Genomic DNA, 246 nt, shown 5'->3' with positions numbered 1-246 from the left:
CGTTTCCTCCCTCTTCCGGGTCCAGGGCAGCTCCGACGCCCGCTTCGTCGATTCGCTGGCGGGCCAGGATCTCGGCAACTTCGACTATCTCTCCTTCATCCTGTGGGTCGTGCCGAAGGAATCCGGCACCTACACCTGGTTCACCCAGTATCTCCAGCTCTTCACCGAACCCATTCCGCGCGTCCTGTGGCCGGCCAAGCCGATCGGTCCGCCCGTCCAGTACTTCTCGCTGCATGACTTCGGCCA

At 63.0% G+C, this 246-nt stretch carries 1 protein-coding gene; it reads left to right on the top strand.

Features of this window, described 5'->3' with window-relative positions; translation table 11 throughout:
• The coding region (locus JT719_RS25050) for a hypothetical protein (protein ID WP_207436492.1) at positions 1-246 on the top strand (246 nt) is incomplete at both ends.

It is taken from the genome of Sabulibacter ruber, from assembly GCF_017355955.1.
Taxonomy (GTDB): domain Bacteria; phylum Bacteroidota; class Bacteroidia; order Cytophagales; family Hymenobacteraceae; genus Nibribacter; species Nibribacter ruber_A.
This window is presented reverse-complemented; position numbering and strand designations above follow the sequence as displayed.